Genomic DNA, 1,254 nt, shown 5'->3' with positions numbered 1-1,254 from the left:
TGCACGGTGTGTCCTTCAGCCGGTCTCAGTCGAGGAAGAGGTCGAGCGTCGGGCTGTCGCCGCCGCCGTAGCGCGACAGGTCCTCGACGCCGGACGCGGTGAGAACCTCCGCGTCGATGTAGCAGCTCCCGCTGGCCGCGCGGGCGGGTCGGGACAGGATCTCGATCGCGGCGTCAGCCATGATCTCGGGGCTGCGCGACGACGAGAGCAGATTGTCGCCGTCGGCCATGTTCGCGACCGCCGAGGTAGCGATATAGGTCTGGGGCCACAGGCAATTCACGGCGATGCCCGCGTCGGCGAACTCGGCGGCCCAGCCCAGCGAGAGCAGGGTCATGCCGTATTTGGACAGCGTGTAGGCAGGGTGGGCGCCGAGCCAGCGCGGGTTCATGTTCACCGGCGGCGACACGGTGAGCACGTGTGGGTTCGCCGAGGCGCGCAGGTGCGGCAGGCAGGCCTTGGTGAGCAGGAAGGTGCCGCGCAGGTTGATCTCCTGCATCAGGTCGTACTTCTTGGCCGAGAGGCTCTCGGTCGGTTCGACGCCGATCGCACTGGCGTTGTTCACGCAGATGTCGATGCCGCCGAATCGTTCGACGGCGGTCTCGACAGCGCGCGCCACGTCGGCTTCGTTGCGCACGTCGCCGACCACGGCGACAGCCTTGCCGCCCGCGGCCTCCACCTCGGCCACCGCGGTGTGCACGGTGCCGGGTAGCCGGGGGTGTGGCCGCGAGGTCTTGGCCAGCAGCACCAGATTCGCCCCGCGCCGCGCGGCGGCCAGTGCGATGGCCAAACCGATCCCGCGGGAGCCGCCGGAGATGACCAGGGTGCGGTCGGTGAGTACGGCGTTCTCGCTGGACATCGGTCTCCTCGGTGCTGGTCCCCGCCGCGGATTGAAGCGGCATTCCCTTTCGATGGTATTGGCATTCTCATTTTTTGCAAGTACCGTAATCACTGATGAACGATCCGATACAGACCTCGTCCGGCATCCCGCTCTCGCCGGTCTACGGACCCGCGGACCTGGCCGCCGCACCGCCCGCACCGGGCGGCTTCCCATTCACGCGCGGCAACTTCGCCTCCGGTTACCGGGGTCGGTTGTGGACGTTTCGCCAATACTCCGGTTTCGGAACGGCGGAGGAGTCCAATCGCCGGTACCGATATCTGCTCGACCAGGGCGGAACCGGGTTGTCGGTCGCGCTCGACCTACCGACCCAATGTGGTTACGACTCCGACGATCCGGAGGTGACCGAGGAGGTCGGT

General features: G+C 67.4%; 2 protein-coding genes. One reads left to right on the top strand and one right to left on the bottom strand.

The genetic code is table 11. The annotated features are described in order from the left end of the window. Positions 1-25: 25 nt before the first annotated feature. On the bottom strand, positions 26-856 hold the full coding sequence (locus tag ACFWF3_RS36355) for an SDR family oxidoreductase (protein ID WP_379318726.1): 831 nt from the start codon (positions 854-856) through the stop codon (positions 26-28). A 95-nt stretch (positions 857-951) separates the two neighbouring features. On the opposite strand from ACFWF3_RS36355, the gene ACFWF3_RS36350 reads away from it, so the two are divergent. Next, on the top strand, positions 952-1,254 hold a 303-nt coding region (locus ACFWF3_RS36350), incomplete at its 3' end, for a methylmalonyl-CoA mutase family protein (RefSeq protein WP_379318724.1).

Source organism: Nocardia sp. NPDC060220 (assembly GCF_042727815.1).
GTDB lineage: Bacteria > Actinomycetota > Actinomycetes > Mycobacteriales > Mycobacteriaceae > Nocardia.
The sequence above is the reverse complement of the archived record's forward strand: the minus strand, read 5'-3'. Positions and strand labels throughout refer to the sequence as shown.